Genomic DNA, 24,741 nt, shown 5'->3' on the forward strand with positions numbered 1-24,741 from the left:
TTTATGCACGCTATCGTCTGTCACGCTTCAAAGGACCTGCGGGTCGATCCCCAGGATGAACCGCAACCCCTCGCCCCCGACCAGCTGCGCGTGCGCATCGCGCGGGGCGGTATCTGCGGTTCGGATTTGCACTACTACCAGCACGGTGGCTTCGGCACCGTGCGCCTGCGCGAGCCGATGGTGCTCGGCCACGAAGTGTCGGCGGTGATCGACGCGGTAGGCAGCGACGCCGGGGTATTCAAGGTTGGCGAGCGCATTGCAGTGTCGCCATCGCGCCCCTGCGGCGGCTGCCGCTATTGCCACCAGGGCTTGCCCAATCACTGCCTGAACATGCGCTTCTATGGCAGCGCAATGCCCTTTCCCCACATCCAGGGCGCGTTTCGCCAGAGCCTGGTGATCGAGACCCATCAGGCGCATCGCCTGGCCGACCACGTCAGCCTCGCCGAGGGCGCACTGGCCGAGCCGTTGTCAGTAGGCTTGCACGCGATTCAGCGCGCTGGCGCGGTGTTCGGTAAACGCGTGCTGGTGACCGGCTGCGGTCCGATTGGCAACTTGCTGATCGGCAGCCTGCGTGCTGCCGGTGCCGGTGAAATCGTGGCCGTGGACGTGTCCGCCAGCGCCCTCGCCTGCGCCGAAAAGATGGGCGCCACACGCACCCACAACATCGCCGACGGCGCCGATGCGCTCAAGCGCTACACCGCCGAAAAGGGCTATTTCGAGGTGATGTTCGAGGTCTCCGGCAGCGCCCAGGCCCTGCGCAGTGGCCTGGATTGCATCGCCCCGCGCGGGGTGTTGGTGACGGTGGGCCTGGGCGGGGATGTGTCGCTGCCGCTGAATTTGCTGGTGAGTCGTGAGATCGATTTGCGCGGCACCTTCCGGTTCCACGCGGAGTTTGCCCAGGCGGTGGATTTGCTCAATCGCCAGATCGTCGATGTACGCCCGGTGATCTCCCACACCGTGCCGTTTGGCGAGGCGGTGCAGGCGTTTGAGTTGGCGGCGGACAAGACCCAGGCGATGAAAGTGGTGTTGGATTTTGGTGTGCCGGATCTGGATTGACGCCTGGCCTGGAATGCAATCTCCCCAGCAAAGTTGATCCCTGTGGGGGCTGGCTTGCCTGCGAAAGCGGTGGCTCAGTTACACATGAGCTGGCTGCCCCACCGCATTCGCGAGCAAGCCCGCTCCCACATTTGATCGACATCAGTGCTGAAGGCTGCGCAGGTCGCTGGGCCGACTGGACCAGTGCCGAGTGTCTGTCTACGCTCACCACCGAGTGGAACCCTCCATCGCCAAGGGTTGCAACAACACGTAAGGCTCAGGCGCGCTCTTCAAGCCTGAAGCGCAAAAAACGATGGCTCTTGGAAAACAACCGCCGGTAGGTGAGCAGTACCGCACCTACCGTGCCCAACGCCGACGACGCGGCGATCAGAAACATGATCACGATCTGATACCGCACCGCGTCCACCGGGCTCTCTCCCGCCAGCACCTGGCCGGTCATCATGCCGGGCAGGCTGACGATGCCAACCACGGTCATCTGGTTCAGCGTCGGGATCATCCCGGCGCGCACTGCCTGGCGGATGGCTTCCTGCGCGGCTTCCCAGCGCGAACCGCCCAACGCCAGGATCATCTCGATGGTGTTGCGCCCCGAGGTCAGTTCCTGGGTCATGCGCTCGATGCCCAGTGACACGCCGGTCAGGGTATTGCCAAGGATCATCCCCAGAATCGGAATCGCATACTGCGGCTCGTACCACGGGTGGATGCGGATTACCGCAAACAACCCCACCGCCGTGACCAGCCAGGAGCTGCCCCACACCGACAGGATGCTGTCGACCCGTTGCCCGCGATAGGTCCTGCGCCCACGTCCGGCCGCCGACAGGCCGGCGATCAAAGTCATCGCGCACATCAGCGGCAGCACCACGTACCAGTAGGCAAACTCGAACACCCAGCCCAGCAGATAACCAATGGCCAACAGTTGCACCACCGTGCGCACCGCCGCCCACAGCAACTGGCGACCCAGGCCCAGGCGCAAGAGCAACGACAGCGCGCCGTTGATCAGGATCAGCGAGGCGGCGATGCCCATGTCCAGCGCGGTAAGGTTTTGATAATTCATGGTTGGGCCACTGCGCTCAGCACGCCGGCGCTCATCTGCAGGTGGATGGCGCTCATGCGTTGGGCCTGGTCGAGGTCGTGGGACACCCAGATGAAAGCACGCGAGTTGTCGCCGGCAAACCAGGCGTCGATCAGCGCTTCCACATCACGGGAGGACGTGGGATCGAGGGCCGCTGTGGGTTCGTCGAGCAACAGCACTTCGGGGTTGAGTTGCAGCGTGCGGATCAGCGCGACCACCTGGGCTTCACCGCCCGACAGGTCACCGGCATTTTTGTGCAGAAAGTCCGCAGTTTTCCCGGCATGCCCCAGCAGCGTGGTGACCGCCTGCAGGTCAAAGCGGCGCTCGCGCAACGTCTTGAGGCTGAACGGAAAACGCAGGTTGTCCTGCACTGTGCCCTCAAGCAGCGCAGGGCGTTGCGACAGGTAGCTGATGTGGCTGCGGTAATGGGGAATGTCGGCATTGGCAACCGGCTGGCCGTTCCACAGAATCTGCCCCGAGGTGGGCGCATCCAGCAGCGCCAGCGCGCGCAGGAACACGCTTTTGCCGGAGCCGGAAGAGCCGGTGATCGACACGCGGTCGGCGCTGCTCAGGGTGAAGTCCGTCGGTTCAAGCAAGGCCACTTGGCGACGCTCGTCCACGCGCGTGAGGGCGCGGGTTTCTATCAGTGCACTCATGGACGCGGTGTTCCTCTTAAATCCTGTTGGGCGCAATGGTGCGGCAGGTGCACGAAGATTTCATGAAAAAATTCAAACTATCGCCATTCATGTCGTTCACACCTTCACGTGCAACGTAAAACAGGAGGCGACATGCAATACCGACAACTGGGCCATTCAGGCCTGCTGGTATCCGAAATCATCCTGGGCACCGTGCCCTTCGGCGGTCGCGCCGAGTTTGAAAAGTGCGGCGCGGTGGACGTGCCGCAGGCCAGGCGCATGTTCGACATCGCGTTCGACGCCGGCGTGAATATGGTCGACACCGCCGACCTCTACTCCCACGGCCTGGCCGAAGAAGTGGTGGGCAAGGCCTTGGGCGACAAGCGTCACGACATCCTGTTGGCCACCAAGGGCCGCAGCCCGGTGGACAAGAACCCGAACAACTCCGGGTCCTCGCGCTACCACTTGATTCGCGCCTGCGAAGCCAGCTTGAAGCGCCTGGGCACCGACCACATCGACCTGTACCAATTGCACAATTGGGACGGCATGACGCCCATCGAGGAAACCCTCGAAGCGCTGCGACTGTTGGTCGGTTCGGGGAAGATCCGCTACTTCGGCACCAGCAATTTCACGGCCTGGCAAATGATGAAAACCCTGGGCAAGGCCGAGCTGCACGGCATGCTCAAGCCCATCACCCAGCAGATTTACTACACGCCGGAATCGCGCGAAGCCGAATATGAACTGCTGCCGCTGGCACTCGACCAGTCCGTCGGCACGCTGGTGTGGGGCCCGATGGGCGAAGGCCTGCTGACCGGTTCGACGCGGCGCGGGCACACACCACCGGCCAATACCCGCCAAGGCAGTGGCTGGCCGGAACCCTATGTGCATGACCAGGAACGCGCGCTGGATATCATCGAAACCCTCGCCGCCGTGGGCGACGAGCACGGTGTCTCGGTGGCGCGCACTTGCCTGGCGTGGCTCAAGGATCGCCCGGGCATTACCTCGCTGATCGTCGGCGCCCGCACCGAAGCACACTTGCGCGACAACCTTGCGGCGACCGAACTCAAACTCACCGAAGAACAGTCTTCACGCATCGAGGCGGTGACACGGCGCCAGCCGTTGTACCCGTACTGGCATCGATTCACTGCCGGGATTGACCGTTTTGATCCGGCGGAGCAGCCGTTCCTGGCCGAGCATCAAAAAACCATGGATGCGCGCAAGGACAAATAAGAGCAACACGACAAAAAGGTGGGAGCGGGCCTGCCGCGAAGGCGATGGATCCGTCAGCGCATTGGCTGACTGACACCGCGCCATCGCGCCAGGCCCGTTCCCACACTGGCAGGGTTGCACTGAGCGCCAATGCTGCCTATATTTCCCGCCTGGCGCTCTCTACGCCACCTTCCGCGGAAAGGGCTGCGCCCAAGACACTCAAGCTGCATCTCATTTTTACGACTCCCAACCTTAAAGCGGAAAAGGTCTGTGCAAGGAGATCGTATGTCGCAACGCCCTTTATCCTCCAACACCGATGGCCGTCTTAACCTTGAGCAGCAGCGCAAGCGCGCCAAGGAACTGTTGCCGCGCCTGAAAAGCCAGGACCCTACCGCCACGTTGTCCCAGGCCCAATGGCACGTCGCCCGGCAACTGGGTTTCAGCAGTTGGCCCAAGCTCAAGGCGCACGTCGACGCCCTCGACTTCGCCGCCCGCCATCCCGCGTTTGAGGCCAGCGATGAAGCCCGCACCACCCACTGGCGTTGCGGCAGCGACATCGCCCACAGCCTGCAGGTGGCTGGGTTCAAAGGCCGGTTCCAGATGCTCACCGATCCGCTGTGCATGGGGCCGGTGCGTGACCTTCCCGGCGACGCATTCCGCGCGATGCGCAGCGCGTTTATCAGCCAGGCCTTCGCCCTGGACCCCACCGAAGTCGCGCGGCGCATCAACGATGAATACCACCAGCTTGGAGCCTTGGCCGACGCCGATCACAGCGTGCTGTGGTGTGAGGCAGATGCCTACGACCAACTGTTCCTGATCCGCGCGTTGGCCGGGCTTGAGCAGGCACCGCGCAAGCTTGAGCTGATCGAAGTGGACCGCATTCCCGGCGTCGAGCGGTTTATCGGCATTGGCCAACTGGCACCCGATGTCCTCGCGTGGTTATGGCCACAGCGCCGGTTGATCGACGATGAGGCCGTGGAACTGGCCAAGCAGGCCTGGTCGGCTTACTGCAACCCCTCACCGGTCAACTGGGCGCAACTGGCGCAGGGCAACCACCGCGCCCTGCCCTTGCTCGCGCCCGCACTGACGCGTCAATTGCAGGAATTGCCAGGCAGGCGCGATGGTTTGTCACTCACCGAACGCTTGTCCCTGCAGTACATCGCCGAAGCCGGGCCCGTGCCGTTTGGTCGAGTGTTCGCAGAACTGATGGGCAAGCGCGAGCCGCTGCCGTTTCTGGGCGACATGATGTTTCATGCGTTGTTGCGGCCGTTGATCGATGGTGACCAGCCGTTACTGGTCGAGACTGCAACCGAGCCCGAATGGCCGCGTCGCCCACTCGCACTGACCCCACTGGGGCACGCGGTGCTGAACGCCGACGCTTATTGGCTGGACCACGCCAACCAGGTGCGTTGGGTTGGCGGAGTGTGCCTGGAACCCCGCCAACCCCACTGGACGCTGGATGACGACCACCAGCCTTTATGGCGTGATTGACGGCCGCGGTTCGTGGATCGGGCACCCGTTGTGCTCGGCCCTGAACCCCGACGACATCTCGTAAGCCGGTTTACGCACGCGCATTACTCCGCCCAACGGGCGATGCGCCGCCAGCCCGTGCCACGGGCTGAAGGCCATGCCGTCGTCGATTTTCTGGACGTTTTCAGGGCTCCAGGCCGCTTGGGGCTCAAGGTCGATGCGCGCCACGGTCACGTACGGGCTGAGGTCCTCGGGCCATTGCACGGAAGCATCCTCGATGGGCATTTTTTCCAGGTCAGTGGCCAATTGCACGCGCACCTCCCAAGTGCCGCCGCTCTGGGCAAAGTAAGCCTCAACGGCTGCGCGCAGTCCGTCGGGGTTATCGCCAAAGTCCACGTGCAAGTCGGTCAATGCCGTCAGGTTGGACGACACCGGCACCACAGCGATTTTGGCGTAGTAAGGGCCATAGAGCATCGGCACCACGCTGGAAAAGCTCTCGCCGAGGATATGGGTCTGCGGATGGCCGCCGAGGCTTTTCAGCGTGCCGCTTTCGCCGCCCATGGATTCGAGTGTGGCTTCCACGCCTCGCAACAGCGCCGAGAAGGCTTTTTTCATGCCCGGCGCCTTGTCAGTGGTCTTGGCCAACAATTTCAGCGTCTTCAAAAAAGCCTTGGGCGTTGCGGCCGTGAAGGCCTTGGCGTTTTGCATGACGAAATCCTGGGTGACCTCGCCCTCACTGCCCGGCAATCGCGGGCCGTCCACGCCGACGATCTTGATTGCCAACCCGCGGGGCGTGGACACCTTGTCATCGAGAATATCGCCTGGGTTGGTCGAAAAGCGCAGGTACACCGGCAAGCGCACCGGTTTGGCGAAGGCGCCCTGGGCCAGTGTGGCGGGCAGGTTTTCCAGCACGCTGATGTGCCCGCGCAGCAAGCCATGGGCCTTGGCGTGGACACTGCGAGTGGCATGGCCATTGTCGCGAAAGGTAGTTTCCATGATGCCGTGCAGCGCTTCAGCCAGCTCCTTGCTGGTCTGCGCTTCATCATCGGGAATCTGTTCGAATGACGGCTCAAAAGCCAAAGGCTGAATCGCTGGGTTGACTGCAGGTAGGTCGTTCATCAGGCGTCTCTCCGCTCGGCAAGGTATTCACGGCAGGCTTTCTTCTAATAGGCAGCGACGACTGAATAAATGCGGCCGTCTTGATTGATAGGGCCGAGGCAGAGAAACGGATGTTCAACAAATCCGCACGGCGTCGGACGAGCGGTTAGCCTGCCGCCCGGAAGCCCGCTCGAACCTTTTGCCAAGCGTACTCGTCGTAACGTTATCCCTCACCGATAAAGCCCTCAGGTGCAGCCCATGCTCATCTATCCAAAAGCCCACTTTCATCCCTACACCCACGCGAGCGGCGGCTGGGGCTCGGCGCAGTCGGTGATGAAAATTCTCTGGCGCGAACAGGCCTTTGCCAAGGCCACCAAAGCGCTGCTCAAACAGAACAAGCCCGATGGCTTCGCCTGCGTCAGTTGCGCCTGGGCCAAACCCGGCAAGCCGCATGCCCTGGAGTTCTGCGAAAACGGCGCCAAGGCCACGGCCTGGGAACTGACCTCGCTCAAGACCTCACCTGCGTTCTTCGCCGAACACTCGCTCAGTGAACTGCGCCAATGGTCGGACTACGCACTGGAGCAACACGGGCGACTGACCCATCCGATGCGCTACGACGCGGCCACCGACCGCTACCGCGAAACGTCATGGGAGGAGGCTTACCGCGAGATCGGCGCGCAATTGCAAACGCTGCAACCCGACAGCGTGGTGTTTTACGCCTCGGGCCGCGCCTCGCTGGAAACTTCGTTCATGTACCAGCTGTTCGCTCGGGCCTATGGCACCAACAACCTGCCCGACAGTTCGAACATGTGCCACGAAAGCACCTCGGTCGGCTTGCAGGAGAGTATCGGCATCCCCGTCGGGAGCGTGACGCTGGAAGATTTCGAGCACACCGACTGCCTGTTTTTCTTCGGCCAGAATGTCGGCAGTAATGCCCCGCGCATGCTTCACCAGTTGCAGGATGCGCGCAAACGCGACGTGCCGATCATCACCTTCAACCCCTTGCGCGAACGTGGGTTGGAACGCTTCGTCAATCCGCAATCACCGGTGGAAATGCTCACCCCCGAATCCACCGTGATCAGTACCCAGTATCACCAGGTGGCAATCGGTGGCGACACGGCCGCCCTGCTCGGCCTGGCTAAAGTGCTGCTGGAGCTGGACGACCAGGCACAGCGCGACGGGCGTGCGCCGGTACTCGACTACGCCTTTATCGCCGAACACACCGAAGGCTTCGACGCGTTTGCGGCGATGGTTCGCGCCGCGCAGTGGCCGACCATCGAGCGCCGCTCCGGCCTGAGCCGCAGCGCCCTGGAGGCGGCCGCGCAGGTGTACGCGCGCAGTAACCGGGTCATGATGATCTACGGCATGGGCCTGACTCAGCATCGGCACGGGGTGCAAAACGTGCAAATGCTGGCGAACCTGTTGCTGATGCGCGGCAATTTCGGCAAGCCGGGTGCAGGAATCTGCCCGGTGCGCGGCCACTCCAATGTGCAGGGCCAGCGCACGGTGGGCATTACCGAAGACCCGAAAAAAGTCCCGGTCGAACTGATCGAGCAGCAGTTCGGCTTCAAGGTGCCGGAGCAAATGGGCCTGTGCACGGTGGACGCCTGCGAAGGCATTCTGGCCGGGCGCGTGCGCGGCTTTATCGGCTTGGGCGGCAACTTCCTGCGCGCGATTCCCGACACGTCGCGCATGGAGCCGGCCTGGCAAACCTTGCAACTCAACGTGCAGATCGCGACCAAACTCAATCGTACGCACTTGTTGCCCGCGCAACACCAGTGGCTGCTGCCGTGCCTGGGGCGCATCGAAATCGACCGACAGCAGGGGGTCGAGCAAACCTGGGCCACCGAGGACAGCACCGGCTGCATCCACGGCTGGCATGGCAGCGCCGAACCGGTCAGCACCCACGTGCGCGCCGAGGCCAGCATCGTCGCCGGCCTGGCCCAGGCCACGTTGCCAGCGGGCGGCTCGATTGACTGGCAGGGCTGGAGCGCGGACTACTCAAAAGTGCGCAGCGCCATCAGCCGCATCTACCCGCAGATCTTCCACGACATGGAAACCCGCATGGCCGAACCGGGAGGATTTCACCGCCCCATCGCCGTTGCGCACCGCAAATGGCTGACCGACAGCGGCAAGGCACAGTTCGTGCTGCCCGCCACGCTCAATGAAGACGATGACGTCAACACCCAGGTGCTGGCGCGTGATGTGCTGCAACTGATGACGCTGCGCAGCAACGACCAGTTCAACACCACGATCTACGGCTACGAGGATCGCTTTCGCGGCATCAGTGGCACGCGCGAGGTGATCTTCATGCACCGCAACGATATCGCGCGGCTGGGTTTCGAGAACGGTCAGGGGGTGATGTTGACCACCGCCATAGAGCCTGAGGTCAAGCGCCAGGTCGGTCCGCTGGAAATCGTTGCGTATGACATCCCCGAAGGCTGCGCCGCGGCGTATTACCCTGAATGCAACCCACTGGTGCCGCTCTGGCACCACGCCGAACGCAGCAAGGTGCCGGCGGCCAAATCGGTGCCGATACGCTTGAGCGTGCCGGTTGATCAACGCTTGGGCGAGAGCCCGACCGCGCAGGCCACCACCGCCGGATCGCCCTGATAGATCGCGCGTGGCGCCGCTGACGGCACGCTGGTCCGGCTGTCAACGGCGCGCAGCACCGGGCGTTCGACCGTGGGCAGGCTATGGTCGGGATCGACCACTTCCATGCAGCGACGCAGCGAGTTGAAATCCGGCGATTGCGACAGCGACAAATGCAGGGTCTGGCTGACCGACACCGACACCACCGAGCTTTGCGCACATTGCCCGTCATAGATCAGCGTGTGGCGAATCAGCGGGTTGTCATGGCAATACTTCAACAGGTTGACCTGCCGCGAGTGCACCAGCGCCGTGTTGATGATCAACAGGTCGAACGCCACAGCGCCTGAACGTGTCAGTGCCTGCAGTTCGTCGAACGAGCTCAAGGGGACGATACGGTGATAGCCCAGCTGGTTGAGCATTTTCTCGATCTTGATCCGTTGCAGAAGGTCTGCATCGGCAATCAGAAGGCGTAACGCTTTATTGGACATAGGGTAAACCTGGCAGGTGGGCATCCGCGTCGATCATTCAACGCTGACCACGTTACCCGTCAGGGGTGAAACCTGACTTTAAGGCGATTCTGAAACGGTAACCGGGTACAGCCCCGCACTTTTAAGAATCGCCTGAAAGCCCCCACGGTGCCCTGCCCCTACCATGGGCCGCGTTCCCACACGCTCCCATGGATTCATCTGTGCTCATGTTTTTACTCAGAATGATGATTTTAGCCTGCGGATTGCTGGCCCTTGCACCGCCGCCCGCCAGCGCCGCGCTGAAGGTCGAAGGCACGCGCCTGATCTATTTCGGCCATGACCGCGAAGCCAACATCAGCGTGGTCAACCAGGCTGCACGGGAAGTGGTGGTGCAAACCTGGATCAGCGGCCAGGACGAAGCCAGCAGCCACAGCGTGCCGTTTGCCGCCACCGAGCCGTTGGTGCAGCTGGGCGCCGGCGAGCATCATCAGTTGCGCATCCTGTATGCCGGTGAAGGGTTGCCCAGCGACCGTGAATCGCTGTTCTGGCTGAATATCATGGAGATCCCGCTCAAGCCGGAAGACCCCAACAGCGTGCAATTTGCGATACGCCAGCGGCTCAAGCTGTTCTATCGGCCACCCGCGCTCAAAGGCGGCTCGGCCGACGCGGTGCAGCAACTGCAATGGCGCAGCAACGATGGGCGCACCGTCACGGTCAGCAACCCCAGCGCCTTTCACCTGTCGCTGGTGAACCTGCAAACCGACGGCCAGGTGCTCAGTGATTACCTGCTGCTCAAGCCTTTCGAGCACAAAACCCTGACCGCGCCCGGCCCGTTGCCCACAGGCACCACCCTCCACTTCACCGAAATCACCGATATCGGTTTGCAAGCCCGCCACAGCGCGGCGCTCAACTGATGATTCGCGGGGTATTTGCACCAATGTCACTCACCAAACGATTTCTACCCATGCTGCTGTGGGCTTGCGCAGTCCTGCCCGCCACCAGCCATGCGCTGGCCTGCCGTGAGGATGGCAGCGACTCGATCATTACCAAGGAAGCCTTGGGCACCGCCCTGGCGGTGGCGGCCGACGCGCCAAACGGCAGCATTATCTGGGAGTCCGGCCCACGCTCCACCGATGTGATTTGCAAAGATGACTACTACTACGGCCGCGAGGAGATCTACTTCTACGTCAACCCGGCCAACGTCAGCATTGGCACGGGCATCCGCGTGGGTATTCGCTATAACAACCAGCCGATCACCCAAAGTACCGGCAAGGTCGGCACCGGGTTCTTTTCCGACCGCGGCTGCAACCTGGCCAACTGCAAAGGCTGGGACAAGGCGCGCTTCACCCTCAACTTCAGCGTGTTCATCGAGAAATACGACCCTACGCCTCCCAGTGGCCAGGCCAGTACCCTGACCGAGTATCGGGTGTTCCAGCTGGACGGCGTACGCGGCCTGAACTCAAGGCCCAACAGCAACTTCAACTACGTGGTCACCGGCATGAACGGCATCCGCTTCGTGCCCTGTACCCCCGAGCTGACCATCAGCCCCAGCGTGGTCAGCTTCCCGATGCCCTCGCGCAAATTTGCCATCGGCGAAGTCGCCAGCACCGCAAATTTCAGCTTGAACCTGCGCAAAGGTTGCGACACGCCTTATACCGTCAGCGCTCGCTTCGCCACCACGCCGGGTGGCGGCAGTGTGATCAACGGGTTACTGGTACCGGACAACAATAAATCGGTGGGCATCGCCCTGTCCCGCGCCGAAAGCCAACAGCAATTGCCGTTCGACAATTGGTTCACGCTGCAGGAACTGATGGGCCTGGGCCAGAGCCGCGACGAATTCCGCGCCGATTTGAAATGGCGCACCCTGCCGATTCCCGGCGCATTCGACGCCGCAGTGGTGGTGGATATGTATTACAAATAGCTGATTTTTTTAAGGATCGTCTTATGCCACGCGGCACGGCCGACGCTTAAAGTCCGCCGATGCGATTGAAAAGTTATCTGCTCCAGATCAACCCCGTCCTCTCCCGACCCGAAGCAGCCAGAAGGCTGCTTCGTATTTTCGCGACCGTGCTGCTCATCGGCATCCTCAGCGGCGTGTACACCTTTCTGTTGTCCACCTTCAATAACGATATTTCCCAACGCCGTGGCTACATGAGCAGCGCCATCGCCGAAGCCCATACGTTTTTCACCAACCGCGAGGCGCTGCTTGAAAGTCTCAGCCTCTCGGCGGTGCGCAAGCAGTCAAGGATTTACCCCTCCTCTCCCGAAGAAGAGCATGTGCAGCTGGGCGACACGCCGGGCAACCAGTGGAGCATCTGGCTGACGGCACGCCTGCGCGACTACCTCAAGGCCAAGCAACTCAACCTGCTGTATGTAAACGCCGGCCCTACCCCGCAGGTGACACGGGTGTATGACGCGACCGCGCACGTCCTGCCGATTTCCAAGTGCATGCTCAACCGCCTCAAGGCCTTGCAGCACAGCGATCCGTCCACCCTTAACGAGTTGTGGCTGAGCGACCGCACCGAACACCATTCGCACCTGTACATATTCATCCGTCTGGATCGCCAAGACCCCACTTCCGGCTGGCTGGGACTGGAAATGGAAAGCCGAGAAGTGTCCCAGGCCCTCAGCGACCAGAGCGCCGGCGAGTTCATGATGCTCAACTCCCAGGGCATGCTGGTATTTACCAACAGCGACGACACGCAGATGCGCCAGCAACACCTCAAGCCCAAGGAAGACAGCTTCTTCGGCTTTGTCGGCAACGGCTTGCTGCCCGATCACCTGGTGATCCGCAAGCACCTGAAATCCTCGGACTGGCAGTTGATGTATTCCATTGACTTGCGCGCCGTGGTCACCGGCTTGTGGAAACAGCTACTGGGTTCGCTGCTGTTCTGCCTGTTCAGCCTGACGCTGATCTGGCTGGTGATGCGCCGCGTCGACCAGCGCTTCATCATTCCCTCGATTCACCGCATCCAGGCACTGATCGAAAGCGAGGCGTTTGGCCGCGACGTAATCCAGACCGCGCCTGTCGCCCTGTGCGTACTGCGCCGCACCGACGGCCAGGTGGTGCTGGAAAACACCCTCGCCCAGCAATGGCTGGGCCACGGCCCGGAGCGCGAGGCGTTGCGCGCCGGTTGGATCGCGCAGGCCTACGCCGGTGAACCGTCCGAACGCAGCGATTACTTTGAAACCATCGACGGCCGTCACCTGTACCTGAGCAGCGCGCCGACCCGTTACAGGGGCGAGGACGTGTTGTTTTGCGCCTTCAGCGATATCAGCGCACGCAAACAGGTGGAAGCGGCGCTGGAAGAAGCGCGGCAGTCGGCAGACGCTGCCAACGCCGCCAAGACCTTGTTCCTGGCGACCATGAGCCATGAAATCCGCACGCCGCTGTACGGCGTGCTCGGCACCCTGGAATTGCTGGCGCGCACACAACTGGACGCCCAGCAGAAAGACTATCTGCACGCCATCGAAGGTTCGTCTTCGACCTTGCTGCAACTGATCTGCGACGTGCTCGACGTGTCGAAGATCGAGGCCGGGCAGCTGGCTTTGGAAATGAGCGAGTTTTCGCCGCTGGACCTGGTCCACGAAATCATCCAGGGCTACGCCGCGGCCGCCCAGGGCAAAGGTTTGCAGCTGTATGCCTGCTTCGACCCGAAGTTGCCGGAACGGCTGATCGGCGACGTGACACGCATCCGCCAGATCCTCAACAACCTGCTCAACAACGCCGTGAAGTTCACCGACTACGGGCGCGTGGTGCTGCGCGTCAAAGTGCTTGGCCGCGATGGCGAGCGCTCCAGTGTGTTGTGGCAAGTCTCGGACACCGGCAAAGGCATCGCCCAGGAAGACCAGGCGATGATTTTCGAGCCCTTCTACCAGAGCGAAGGCAACACTAACGTGGTTGCCGGCACCGGCCTGGGCCTGCCGATCTGCCAGCGCCTCACCGAATTGATGAACGGCAATATCCGCATGGTCAGCGAACTGGGCCTGGGCAGCAGCTTCAGCCTGATCCTGCCGCTGGAAGAAGCGCCGACGCCACCGATGACTCCGTTGCTGGCCGAGACGATCTACGTGGTGTCGCCCATCCCGGAACTGGCGCACTCGATCAGCGGCTGGCTGCGCCGCTGGGGTGCACGCGCTCAGACCGGGCTGCCGACGCTGCCGGAAAGCCATCTGCTGCTGCAAGTGCATCCCGGCAGCGTCGATCCATTGCTGGCGCCCGAGTGGCCGGGCCCGGTGATTCACGTCAGCAGCCATGCCTGCACCGCGCTGGAGGCCGAGGCCGGCGCCTGGCACGTCAACCTCAACCACTTGGGCGCTGTTCATCAGGCCGTGAGCCAGGCCCAGGGGCTGTGGGTGGCCCGCGCCGGTGAGCAGACGCGTCAGCGTGACTTGAACAAACTCAACCTGCACCTGCTGGTGGCCGAGGACAACATCATCAACCAGCTGATTTTGCGTGACCAACTCGAAGAGCTCGGCTGCACCGTGGAGCTGGCGGCCGATGGTCAGGAAGCGTTGCAGCTGTACACCGCCGGCAACTTCGACGTGGTGCTGACGGACGTGAACATGCCCCACATCAACGGCTACGAACTGGCGCGCGAACTGCGTCGTCAGGGCTGCCCGTTGCCGATTATCGGGGCCACCGCCAACGCCATGCGCGGCGAGGCCGACCTGTGCCTGGCCGCCGGCATGAACCATTGCCTGGTCAAACCCTTTGCGTTGCGGGCTCTATTCAACTCCCTGGCGCCTTATGCACGGATCACCCATGAAGCCCCTTAGTATTTTGATTGTTGAGGACCATCCCCTGCAGCACATCTACCTGCAGCACCTGCTCAGTGAGTTGGGGGATTTCATGCTCGAAACCGCCGAGGACGGTAAAGAAGCGCTGGAGCGTCTGCGCCAGCGCGATTTCGACCTGGTACTGACCGACCTGCTGATGCCCGGCATGGACGGCGTGCAGTTTATCCAGTGTCTGGCCAGCCTGCGCTGCAAGCCGGCGCTGGCGATCATGAGCGCGGCGTCGCGGCGCATGCTGATGGCGGCCAGCCTGGTGGCAAAAAACCTCGATGTGGAAGTGATCGGGCTGATCTCCAAACCGGTCGCCGCCGACGCCCTGCGCAGCCTCGTCGACCAGCTCAGGAACACCGTGCGCAAGCCCTCCCCCGAATTGCCCGAACACCTGGACATCGACCGCCACACCCTGGTGCACGCCATGAGCAGCGGCCAACTGCAGGCCTGGTTCCAACCGAAAAAATCCCTCGCCAACGGCCGCATCGTCGCCGCCGAAGCCCTGGTGCGCTGGATGCACCCCGAGCAAGGCGTGATGCTGCCCGCCGCGTTCCTGCCGGCGATCAAGGCATTCGAGCTGGAGGAGCGATTGTTGTGGGTGGTGCTCAAACAGGCGATCCACGCCCAGGAACGCTGGCGCCAGCGTGGCTACGAAATACCGGTGTCGATCAACTTGCCCACGCACCTGCTCAACAGCCATGACCTGGCCGACCGCTTGCTGGAATTCGTGCTGCACCACGACGGCATTCCCGGAATGATCTGCTTCGAGCTGATGGAATGCTCGGTGCCCCAGGACATCAGCAACTTCTACGCCGGCGCCTGCCGCCTGCGCATCAAGGGCTTCGGCCTGTCCCAGGACGATTTCGGCAAGGGCTACAGCTCGTACCTGAACCTGGTCTCCACACCGTTTACCGAATTGAAGATCGACCAGGCACTGGTGCAGGGCTGCCACGACAACGAGGGCATGGCCCAGGCCCTGGCAAGCATCATCGCGCTGGGCCGCAAACTGGGTCTCACCGTGGTGGCCGAAGGGGTGGAAACCCCGCAGCAACTGGCGCTGCTGCGCAAGGTCGACTGCAATCAGGTGCAGGGTTTCCTGATTTCTCACGCGGTCTCTTCCGAACAATTTCAACAACTTCTGAACAATGATGGCCCCGCGACATCTCACTAGCTGGCGGCCGCGGATTATCTGTTCGATAGTAAGGAGTAAGCTCCATCCTGTGCCGATTTATCCTGCGCCTGCGGAAACCTCTGATGAAGCACAACAACGCGGTCCTCGAAGCCTTCACCCGCAGCTCGTCGCGCCTGAACAAAGGCCTGATGGTGCTGCTCGGAATCGCGTTGCTGTTGGTGCTGACCAATTACTGGTCACTGCAGCGCGGGGTCGAAACCCGTTACGGCGCCACGCGCTTTCATTTTGCGCGCCTGATGGAGAACCTGTCGGAGCAGGAGTCGTACCTCAAGAGTCTGACGCACCCGGGCATCCAGGCCGAACTGTTGCGTGCCACCAACGTTCAGGTCAGCCTCAAAAGCCGCATGGTCGACAACCACCGCACGCTGTACGAAGGCCAGAAATATTCGTTTTCGGTGCCGTTCAGCGTCAAGTTTGACGAGCAGCAGATCAGCGCTGCCGCGCGCCCGCAGATTTTTGCCCTGGGCGCGCATCTCACCAGCTATTACAGCGCCTTCTGGTCGTCCTCGCCCTATGAAGCGCCACAAACCTTTCTGCTCAATCGCCAGACGCCTTACACCATCACCGTTCCGTCGGTGGGCTACCAGCGTCGAGAAAGTACCGAGGAAACTGGCAACCTGGTGGCGCTGGTCAACGCGGTGCAACAGACCCTCGACCAAACGCCGCAGCCGCTGGAACAGAACCGCGTGTACTGGCAGGCCGGTCCTGCGCCTGCGCACTTGCTGGCTTATATCGGCCTGCCCCTCGACGGCCAGGGCCAGGCGGTGGTCGGTACCCTGCTCGACGTGGCGCAGGTCGACGATGTGCAGCGCGCCCTGGACCACTCGGCCTTTGACCGGTTCACCCTGATTGGCCCCGACGGCAGCCGGCTGGTCGGGCCAGACGTCGGTGTGCCGCTCAGCGATGGCGTGCACTTCAGGGCCGACGGCTTCGAATTCAAGATCACCCAACGCGGCGACCAGCCCTGGAGCGCAATCTATGGGCTGAACTACTCGCACTTTTTCCATTCGGCCTTGTGGCCGCTGAGCAGCCTGGCCCTGTTGCTGGGCACCCTGATTACGCTGTGCTGGGGCGGTAGCCGCTGGTACCGGCGCCAGGTGATCAACCCCGCACGCCTGGCGCACGAACGCATCGCCGAAAGCGTGGCGTTCAGCCGCGTGATCATCGACACCGCGCCCACCGGCCTGTGCGTGGTGCGGCGCAGTGACGGCAAGGTGTTGATCGAGAACCAGCGTGCCCAGCAATGGCCAGGCACCGCGCGGCTGGTATCCGCGCTGACCGGTGTGCATGACAGCGCCGAGAGCGGCGAGACGCACCTGGAGATCGAAGGCCGCCACCTGCAGATCGGCTTCGTCTCCACCCGTTACCAGGCCGAAGACGTACGCCTGTATGCATTCAACGACATCACCCGGCATATCGAAGATGCCCAGGCGTTGGAGGACGCCCGTCACGCCGCCGATGCCGCCAACGAGGCCAAGACGCTGTTCCTGGCGACCATGAGCCATGAAATTCGCACGCCGTTGTATGGCGTGCTCGGCACTCTGGAACTGCTCGGCCTGACCGACCTGGACCCGCACCAGAAAACCTACCTGCAGACCATACAGCGCTCATCCGCGACGCTGTTCCAGCTGATCAGCGACGTGCTCGACGTGTCGAAAATCGAGTCCGGGCAAATGGCAATTGAAGCCGTGGAGTTCTGCCCGCTGGACATGCTCGAAGACACCCTGCACACCTACGCCGCCTTCGCCCAGCGCAAGGGCTTGCAGCTTTACAGTTGCATCGACCCGCAGCTGCCCGACAGCGTACTGGGCGACCCGATGCGCATTCGCCAGATTCTCAACAACCTGGTGAGCAACGCGCTCAAATTCACCGACATCGGGCGCGTGGTGATCCGCGCCCGGGTCACGGCGCGCGACGCCGAGTACGTCAACCTGGAATGGCAGGTCACCGACTCCGGCGTGGGCATCCCCGAGGCGCAGCAGGCCAAGCTGTTCGATGTGTTTTACCAGGCACCCGACACCGCCAGCGAAGGCGGCGCCGGGCTGGGGCTGCCGATTTGCCGCTGGCTGGCGCAAATGATGGACGGCGAGATCAAAGTGGTCAGCGAGCCCGGCCTGGGCAGCAGCTTCACCCTGAAAATACGCCTGCCGCTGTGCAGCGGTGCGTTGACCAACCCGCCGCTGATCGAACCCAGCGCGACGCCTGTGTATGTGCAGGCGCCGGTACGCGAGTTGGCGCAGTCGCTGTGTGACTGGCTCAATCGCCTGGGCATTGCCGCGGCCCTGGCGGCGGCGCCCACGCCGGAACAGGACAGCCGCCAGGCGGTGCTGGTCGATCTGCTGCCCAGCGAGCCCGCCCGCCACTGGGCCGGGCAACGCGTGCTGTGCCTGCCCGGCGCGCACAGCCCGCCGCTGCATACGGCACAGGGCTGGGTCGTGGACATGCACGACGTACGGGCTATCGCCACCACCGTGTCGCTGGCCCAGCACGGCAAGCATGAGCAACCGCCGGCGGCCCTGCCACAAAGTGCCGGGCAGCTTGGGTTGCGCATCCTGGTGGCCGAGGACAACCCGATCAATCAGGCGATCATCAAGGAACAACTGGAGGCACTCGGCTGCTCGGTGACCCTGGCTGCCAATGGCGAGCAGGCACTGCAGTTGTGGCAACCGCAAGCCTTCGACCTGGTGTTGACCGACGTGAACATGCCCTTGATGAATGGTTATGATCTGGCCCGCACGCTCAGGGCGCATGACCCGCAATTGCCGATCATCGGCGTGACCGCCAACGCCATGCGCGAGGAAGGCGTGCGCTGCCTGGCGGTCGGCATGAACGCCTGGATCGTCAAACCCCTGAGCCTGCAAACCCTGCGCGCGCAGTTGGTCAAGCTGTGCAAGGTCAAGGCGCCGGTCGAACCGCCGCCCGAGCCGTTCGACGACCACGTGCAGCTGTCGGACAAGATGCGCCCGCTGTTTATCAGCAGCGTGCAGCAAGATTTGCAGCGACTCGGCGCGGCACTGGCGCAGCGTGATGCGCGCGCGCTCGCCCAACTGCTGCATTCGGCCTCAGGCGCGCTGGGCGCCGTGCAGGCGCTCCCCCTGGCCCAGGCCTGCATCGAACTGGAAAACGCACTGAACCGCGGCAGCCTCGACACGACGCTTGAGCTCAAGGTGAAGGCGGTGATGCAACGACTGTCGGCCGTCCTGGACACTCTCCAGCCCGGGCACACTTCCCTCACTTGAACTGGCACTACGGACGGCCCTTTATGAAAAAATTCAACGTGGTTATCGCGGACGATCACCCGATCGTGCTGCTCGGGGTACGCGAACTGGTGGAGCGCGACACGCGCTTTCAAGTCGTGGGTGAAGCGGTGTGTTCGGCGGGCCTGATCGAACTGTTGCAGCGCCAGGGCGCCGATATCGTGATCACCGATTACAACATGCCCGGCGACTCGCCCTACGGCGATGGCCTGAAGTTGGTGGAATACCTGAAGCGGCATTTTCCGCAGGTGCAGATTTTGATCCTGACCATGATTTCCAACCACCTGATCCTCACGCGTCTGCAGGAGCTGGGCGTGGTCGGCATCATCCAGAAAAGCCAGTTGCACACCGAGATTCAACTGGCGCTCAAGGCGATTGCGCAACAGAGCGCCTACCGCAGCCTGGAGCCGCCCAAGACCTCGGTGATCGAGACCCTCACGGCCATCGACGAGCGCTTTACCAGCTTGTCACCCAAAGAGTTCGAGATCTTGCGGTTGTTTATTTCCGGCATGAGCGTGAGTGATATTGCGCGCAGCCAGAACCGTAGTTCAAAGACCATCAGTGCACAAAAAATATCGGCCATGCGCAAACTTGAAGTGAGCAGCGACCAGGACCTTCTCGCCTATTGCCTGGCGCGCAATATCTTCAACTAAGCACACCGTGCAAGCCATTCCCAGGCGATGGCTTGGCCCCCTGTTTGCGGGCTCAACAACTGCCTTGCGGTGCAACTAACCCGTCTATTGCGCGGCTTATAAGAATCGTCTTATTCGCTCGCAGCGCCTGCCCTCTTATTCTTTCCTCGCAGTTCAACAACCGCATTTTCCAACTAACACTTACGGACATCATCATGAAGAAGTTTTCCCTGGCTGTTATCGCCTCGGCCATTATCGCCGCCTCCGGCAGTGCATTTGCCGATGATCCGGCACCGACGCCTACCCTGGGCGGCAGCGGTAAAATTACCTTCACCGGCGTGATCAACAACGACGCCTGCTCGGTAGACGGCGCCAACTCCGATCGCACTATTTCGGTGGACATGGGCAACGTTTCGATCAAAGACATGGGCACCGCGGAAAACCCAACCGCCGGCCGCGTGACTGCCAAAGACTTCAACCTGAACGTCAACTGCAACCAGGGCACCAAAGTAGCGATGATCTTTGACGCCAACAACGGCGGTTCGGGCCTGGTGACCGGCAAGAACGTACTGGCGCTGAACGCCGGTTCCGCTTCGGCTAAAAACGTCGGTATCGCCCTGCTCGACAGCAATGGCAGCTTGATCGACCTCAGCTCGCAGGCCACTGCGCGCATCGAAAGCACCATGCACGGCACCGGCACTGCCGGCGGCGACGCCACCCTGAGCTTTGCAGCTGCCTACGTCACCACCGGCGCTGCCGGCGCATCCACCGCCGGTCGCGGTGATGCCACCCTGCCGTTCATCCTGCAATACGAGTAACCCCGGCGCCCCGTGCACCGAACGCGCGAGGCCACACGGCCTCGCCATTCTCTTTTTTGATTACACCGGATAATCCTCATGCTGCCTCGTTCTATTGCCGCATGTCTGGGGCTGCTGGGCATGCTTATGGCTACCCAGGCCGCCGCCAGCATTTCATTGAATGCCACCCGTATCGTGTTCGATGGCGACCATAAAGAAGCCAATATCACCGTGCGCAACGGTAACCAGGATGTGTTGATTCAGTCCTGGGTCGACATGAATGATTCCAACGGCAGCCGTGCTCCGTTTGCCGTCACCCCGCCACTGGCCCGGGTGTTCGCCAAGGAACAGCAACTGCTGCGCATCCTGTATGAAGGCACAGGCATGCCCACGGACCGCGAGTCGGTGGTGTGGTTGAACGTGCAGGAAATTCCCAAGGCCAGCGAGACCGAGAACACCTTGCAGTTGGCGATTCGCCAACGCATCAAGATTTTTTTCCGCCCTGCCGGCCTGACCGGCAGTGCGTTGCAGGCGCCTGCGCAGTTGGAGTGGGCATTGGTCGAGCACGGCGCGCAAACGCTGTTGCAGGTGAAAAACCCGACGCTGTACCACGTGTCCATGGCCGACGTTAAGGTGCAGGCACAACTGGCGAGCGACTCGACCATGATCGCGCCCGGCGAGCAAAGACAGTTCGCGCTCAAGACGGCGCCAGCGCCCGGCCCGGTGCAACTGTCGTTTTCCAGCATCAATGACTACGGCGCACAGAATCATTACACCGCGCCACTTTCGGGCATCGCTGCACACGCGACCGAATCACGCCTCACCCCCTAAGCACTTTCTCTAACCCACAGGCTCACGTTGCGTGCGTGTTCGCGTGCCCGCCTGTTCGCCAATCAGGGATGTCACAGGTCTTCGCATGTCTTTTCTTTCCAGTAACAGGCCCGCGCGTGGCGCACTGAAGTTGAAGACGCTGTCGTTCGCGATTGCCGCCAGCCTGCCGGCCTGGGCGATGGCCGAGGACACTGCGCAAACCTTCAACACCACGTTCCTGCAAGGCTCGCAGTCGACGGTCGACCTGCAGCAATTGCTCTCGGCCAACAGCGTGCTGCCGGGCAATTACCGCGTCGACCTGTACAGCAACGAAGTGCTGGTGGGCCGGCGCGACATCGACTTCAAGCGCAACCCGAAAAACGACCGAGTCGAAGCCTGCCTGACCCTCGATCTGCTCAAGCAGCTGGGCATCGACATGCACCGCCTCCAGGCCGAAGGCGACATCGACCCGCAGCACCCGCAGGAATGCTACGCCCTGGCCGAGATGATCGAGGAGGCCAGCGTGCGTTACGACAGCAGCCGCCTGCGCCTGATGGCGAGCATTCCGCAGGTGGCCATGCAGCGCGGCATGCGCGGTTACGTCGACCCGCAATTATGGGATGACGGCGTGCCCGCAGCGTTTATCAACTACCAGCTCAACAGCAGCCGCACCGCCGGCGACTACAAAACGCGCCTCTCGAATAACCTCGGCCTGCGCAACGGCATCAACCTGGGCGCGTGGCGCCTGCGCAATGAATCGAACCTGAGCGGCGGCACCGGGCGCTCGAACACCTACACCAGCAACCGTACTTACCTGCAGCACGACGTGACCGCGATCAAGGGCCAGTTCAGCGCCGGTGAGATCTTCTCCGACACCGACCTGTTCGACAGCGTGCGTTATCGCGGCCTCAAGCTGGCCTCCGATGACGGCATGCGTGCCGACAGCGAGCGCGGTTATGCGCCGGTGATCCGTGGCGTGGCGCAGACCAACGCGACGGTGGAAATCCGCCAGAACGACTACATCCTCTACACCGCCAACGTTGCGCCGGGGCCGTTCGAGATCAACGACATCTACCCCAGCGGCTCCAACGGCGACCTGCAAATCACCGTGATCGAAGCCGACGGGACGCGCCGCGTGACGATGCAGGCGTTTTCCAGCTTGCCGATCATGGTGCGTGAAGGCCAGGTCAAGTACAGCCTCTCGGCGGGTACCTTCAAGAGCAACGCCGATGGCCTGGCGAGCCCGCGTTTTCTCAGCGGCACCCTGGCGTACGGCCTGACCAGCAACCTCAGCGGGATTGTCGGGTTGCAGGCCAGCGAGGACTACAACGCACTGTCCATTGGCGCCGGCAAGAACACCTCGTTCGGCGCCTTCTCGCTGGACACCACGCACTCCTCGAGCAAGGCCCTGGGGAAAACCACCCAGGGCAGCAGCGTGCGGGCGCTGTATGCAAAAACCTTCACCGGCACCGACACCAACTTCACCCTGGCCGCCTACCGCTACTCCACCGAGGGCTATCGCACCCTCAGCGACCATGTCGAAGACAGCAGCCAGGATGTGCGTGTGCGCAACGGCCACTCAAAAACCCGCACCGACCTGACCATCAACCAGAGCATCGGGCGCAACAACGAATTTGGCAGCGTGTACGTGAATGCCAGTGACCAGCGCTACTGGAATCGGGGCGGCTCGCAGAGCTTCTCGGCCGGCTACACCAGCAACTGGGGCGAGCTGAGCTACAACCTCGGCGTAACGCGCACCAAGCAGATCGTCACCTGGGGTCAGCCGAGCAGCGACACGCAGTTGAACCTGTCGATTTCGTTCCCTCTGGGCAGCCAGGCCCGCGCGCCGCGTGCGTTTGTCACCACCAGCCGGCAGCACGGCGACACCACCACGCAGGCGGGCATCAATGGCTACGTCGCCGATACCAGCGACACGTTCTATTCGGTGCAGGCCGGCCACAGTGACACCAGCGGGGATTCCGGTTCGGTGAACATCAACAGCCGGACGTCCGTGGCCGATGTGAGCCTGGGCTACAGCCAGGGCCAGGGTTACAACTCGCAGAACCTCAACCTCGCCGGCTCCGTGGTCGCTCACGCGGGCGGTATCAACCTGGGGCAGACGGTCAGTGAGACGTTCGCACTGGCCGAAGTGCCGGGCATTTCCGGCGCCAAGATCAGCAGCTACAGCGGCGTAGAGACCGGCTATAACGGCTATGCAGTGATCCCCAATGCCCAGCCTTATCGGGTGAACTGGGTGAGCCTGGACACCCGCGACCTGGGCGGCAATGTGGAAATCACCAACGCCACCCAGCAAGTGGTGCCGCGCCGCGGCGCGATCGTGGTGGCGCACTACAGCGGCACCACCGGGCGCCGGGTGTTGTTCGAGTTGTTTGATGCGCAGCACAAGCCTCTGTCGTTCGGCGCTTCGCTGGAAGACTCGGCCGGCAAGCAACTGGCGATTGCAGACCCAAATGGCAATGCGCTGGCGTTGGTGGAAGAGGATCAAGGCACGCTGGTCATCAAATGGGGCGATCAGCAATGCAGCGCAAGCTATGCGTTGGCGCCGCAGAACAAGGCGCTGAACTATGAGCGCCAGGCGTTGGTGTGTGGGCCTTGAAGGGGCAATCCACATCCTTGCTGTCTGATTCTCGAAGATCCAAATGTGGGAGCGGGTTTGCGCGCGAACGCAGTGCGTCAGTCACCAGATACATCAACTGACACTCCGCCTTCGCGAGCAAGCGCGCTCCTACATTCGGGTTGAGGTACAGCTTATGGTCAGTGTTTAGGCTAAGGTGCTGCCGATGCGCCCTCCTCTTCGAGACTTGCCCATGCGTAACCTGATTTTCGCCGGCGTTTGCCTGCTGACCACCGCCCTCGCGGGCTGCCAGCAAGCCCCACCGGCCAACGACCAACTCGACGCCGTGCTCTGGACCCAGACCTCCATCGAGCACGAGTTGATCTACCGCCAGCTGTTCGCCAACGCCACCCGCCAGCTCGACGTGGCCCTTGCCGACCCTACCTGGGACGCCCTGCCGTTCCCGCCGCGCAACCTGACTGGCCTGCCCCCGGCCGTGGTCGTCGATATCGACGAAACCCTGCTCGACAACGTGCCACTCAACGCCCGCGACATCATCAATAATCAGGTCTACTCCTACGACCGCTGGAACACCTGGGTCGACCAGGCCAAGGCCCAGGCATTGCCGGGTGCAGTGGCGTTCCTGCAAGCAGCCGAGCAAAAAGGCATCAAGGTTTACTACCTCACCAACCGCGAACACAGCCAGGTCGCGGCCACGGTCGCCAACCTGCGCCTGCGCGGCTTCCCGGTGGACAGCGACGAGCAAGTGCTGGCCGCCAGCACGCCGACCGGCCATTGCGAAAGCGCCGGTTATGGCAAAAATTGCCGCCGCCAATGGGTCGCCAGCCACGCCCGCGTTTTATTGATGGCGGGCGATTCGCTGGGGGACTTCGTGCAGGCCGAACACAACACCCTCGCGGACCAGCGCAAGGCCGTCGCACCGTATGTGAATTGGCTGGGGCAGCGCTGGTTTTTGCTGCCGAACCCGAGCTATGGCAACTGGTACAGCGCGCCGTATGGCGATGATGAGAAGTTGCCGTTTGAACGTAAACGCCAACTTAAGCAGCAGGCGTTGCAGTTGCAGGAATAAAGGG

At 62.4% G+C, this 24,741-nt stretch carries 18 protein-coding genes; 14 read left to right on the forward strand and 4 right to left on the reverse strand.

Translation table 11 applies throughout. From position 1 onward, the window contains the following. Window positions 1-3 precede the first annotated feature (3 nt). A complete protein-coding gene (locus tag C4J83_RS19790) occupies window positions 4-1,056 on the forward strand; it encodes an L-idonate 5-dehydrogenase (RefSeq protein ID WP_119742750.1) in 1,053 nt (350 codons plus the stop codon). 256 nt (window positions 1,057-1,312) lie between these two features. Here C4J83_RS19790 and C4J83_RS19795 read toward each other — a convergent pair whose 3' ends face one another. Together C4J83_RS19795 and C4J83_RS19800 are read right to left on the reverse strand one after the other, a co-directional pair. Continuing rightward, complete coding sequence (locus tag C4J83_RS19795; RefSeq protein ID WP_119742748.1) at window positions 1,313-2,107, reverse strand: ABC transporter permease; 795 nt, start codon at window positions 2,105-2,107, stop codon at window positions 1,313-1,315. After that, window positions 2,104-2,781 (reverse strand): ABC transporter ATP-binding protein, encoded by a 678-nt coding sequence (locus C4J83_RS19800; RefSeq protein ID WP_124417990.1) that lies wholly within the window; start codon window positions 2,779-2,781, stop codon window positions 2,104-2,106. The genes C4J83_RS19795 and C4J83_RS19800 overlap by 4 nt, the downstream gene beginning before the upstream one ends. Before the next feature lie 132 nt (window positions 2,782-2,913). On the opposite strand from C4J83_RS19800, the gene C4J83_RS19805 reads away from it, so the two are divergent. Beyond that, window positions 2,914-3,990, forward strand: a complete 1,077-nt coding sequence (locus C4J83_RS19805) for an aldo/keto reductase (RefSeq protein ID WP_124417991.1) — start codon at window positions 2,914-2,916, stop codon at window positions 3,988-3,990. Window positions 3,991-4,254: 264 nt separating this feature from the next. Further along, on the forward strand, window positions 4,255-5,460 hold the full coding sequence (locus C4J83_RS19810) for a DUF1835 domain-containing protein (protein ID WP_124417992.1): 1,206 nt from the start codon (window positions 4,255-4,257) through the stop codon (window positions 5,458-5,460). Here the strand turns inward: C4J83_RS19810 and C4J83_RS19815 are convergent. Next, entirely contained in the window at window positions 5,446-6,561 is a 1,116-nt protein-coding gene (locus C4J83_RS19815; RefSeq protein ID WP_372239333.1) for a catalase family protein, read from the reverse strand. The genes C4J83_RS19810 and C4J83_RS19815 overlap by 15 nt on opposite strands. A 234-nt stretch (window positions 6,562-6,795) precedes the next feature. Here C4J83_RS19815 and C4J83_RS19820 point away from each other — a divergent pair, with 234 nt between their 5' ends. Continuing rightward, the gene (locus C4J83_RS19820; protein WP_124417993.1) at window positions 6,796-9,150 is read left to right on the forward strand and encodes an FdhF/YdeP family oxidoreductase; all 2,355 of its coding nucleotides are present in this window, start codon (window positions 6,796-6,798) and stop codon (window positions 9,148-9,150) included. Here the strand turns inward: C4J83_RS19820 and C4J83_RS19825 are convergent. Continuing rightward, window positions 9,096-9,617, reverse strand: coding sequence for an ANTAR domain-containing protein (locus C4J83_RS19825; RefSeq protein ID WP_124417994.1), 522 nt, complete (start codon window positions 9,615-9,617; stop codon window positions 9,096-9,098). The genes C4J83_RS19820 and C4J83_RS19825 overlap by 55 nt on opposite strands. Before the next feature lie 221 nt (window positions 9,618-9,838). Here C4J83_RS19825 and C4J83_RS19830 point away from each other — a divergent pair, with 221 nt between their 5' ends. The 10 genes from C4J83_RS19830 to C4J83_RS19875 all read left to right on the forward strand — a co-directional run bounded on the left by C4J83_RS19830 (window position 9,839) and on the right by C4J83_RS19875 (window position 24,737). Continuing rightward, window positions 9,839-10,510 carry a fimbrial biogenesis chaperone gene (locus C4J83_RS19830; protein ID WP_256660609.1) on the forward strand — a complete coding sequence of 224 codons (672 nt, stop codon included), beginning with the start codon at window positions 9,839-9,841 and terminating at the stop codon, window positions 10,508-10,510. A 50-nt stretch (window positions 10,511-10,560) separates the two neighbouring features. Continuing rightward, window positions 10,561-11,517 (forward strand): fimbrial protein, encoded by a 957-nt coding sequence (locus C4J83_RS19835; protein WP_256660610.1) that lies wholly within the window; start codon window positions 10,561-10,563, stop codon window positions 11,515-11,517. Window positions 11,518-11,576: 59 nt separating this feature from the next. Next, window positions 11,577-14,375 carry an ATP-binding protein gene (locus C4J83_RS19840; protein WP_124417997.1) on the forward strand — a complete coding sequence of 933 codons (2,799 nt, stop codon included), beginning with the start codon at window positions 11,577-11,579 and terminating at the stop codon, window positions 14,373-14,375. Continuing rightward, complete coding sequence (pvrR, locus tag C4J83_RS19845) at window positions 14,362-15,555, forward strand: response regulator cyclic di-GMP phosphodiesterase PvrR (protein ID WP_106578938.1); 1,194 nt, start codon at window positions 14,362-14,364, stop codon at window positions 15,553-15,555. The genes C4J83_RS19840 and pvrR overlap by 14 nt, the downstream gene beginning before the upstream one ends. An 83-nt stretch (window positions 15,556-15,638) precedes the next feature. Further along, on the forward strand, window positions 15,639-18,815 hold the full coding sequence (locus tag C4J83_RS19850) for a hybrid sensor histidine kinase/response regulator (RefSeq protein ID WP_124417998.1): 3,177 nt from the start codon (window positions 15,639-15,641) through the stop codon (window positions 18,813-18,815). A 23-nt stretch (window positions 18,816-18,838) separates the two neighbouring features. Beyond that, window positions 18,839-19,486, forward strand: a complete 648-nt coding sequence (locus tag C4J83_RS19855; protein ID WP_053257033.1) for a response regulator — start codon at window positions 18,839-18,841, stop codon at window positions 19,484-19,486. Window positions 19,487-19,680: 194 nt separating this feature from the next. Beyond that, a complete protein-coding gene (locus C4J83_RS19860; RefSeq protein WP_106578940.1) occupies window positions 19,681-20,283 on the forward strand; it encodes a fimbrial protein in 603 nt (200 codons plus the stop codon). A 78-nt stretch (window positions 20,284-20,361) separates the two neighbouring features. Continuing rightward, the gene (locus C4J83_RS19865; protein ID WP_124417999.1) at window positions 20,362-21,093 is read left to right on the forward strand and encodes a fimbrial biogenesis chaperone; all 732 of its coding nucleotides are present in this window, start codon (window positions 20,362-20,364) and stop codon (window positions 21,091-21,093) included. An 85-nt stretch (window positions 21,094-21,178) separates the two neighbouring features. Continuing rightward, window positions 21,179-23,689 (forward strand): fimbria/pilus outer membrane usher protein, encoded by a 2,511-nt coding sequence (locus tag C4J83_RS19870; RefSeq protein WP_124418000.1) that lies wholly within the window; start codon window positions 21,179-21,181, stop codon window positions 23,687-23,689. 211 nt (window positions 23,690-23,900) lie between these two features. After that, on the forward strand, window positions 23,901-24,737 hold the full coding sequence (locus tag C4J83_RS19875) for a 5'-nucleotidase, lipoprotein e(P4) family (RefSeq protein WP_124418001.1): 837 nt from the start codon (window positions 23,901-23,903) through the stop codon (window positions 24,735-24,737). The last annotated feature ends 4 nt before the right edge of the window (window positions 24,738-24,741 follow it).

It is taken from the genome of Pseudomonas sp. LBUM920 (assembly GCF_003852315.1).
In the GTDB taxonomy this organism is placed as follows: domain Bacteria; phylum Pseudomonadota; class Gammaproteobacteria; order Pseudomonadales; family Pseudomonadaceae; genus Aquipseudomonas.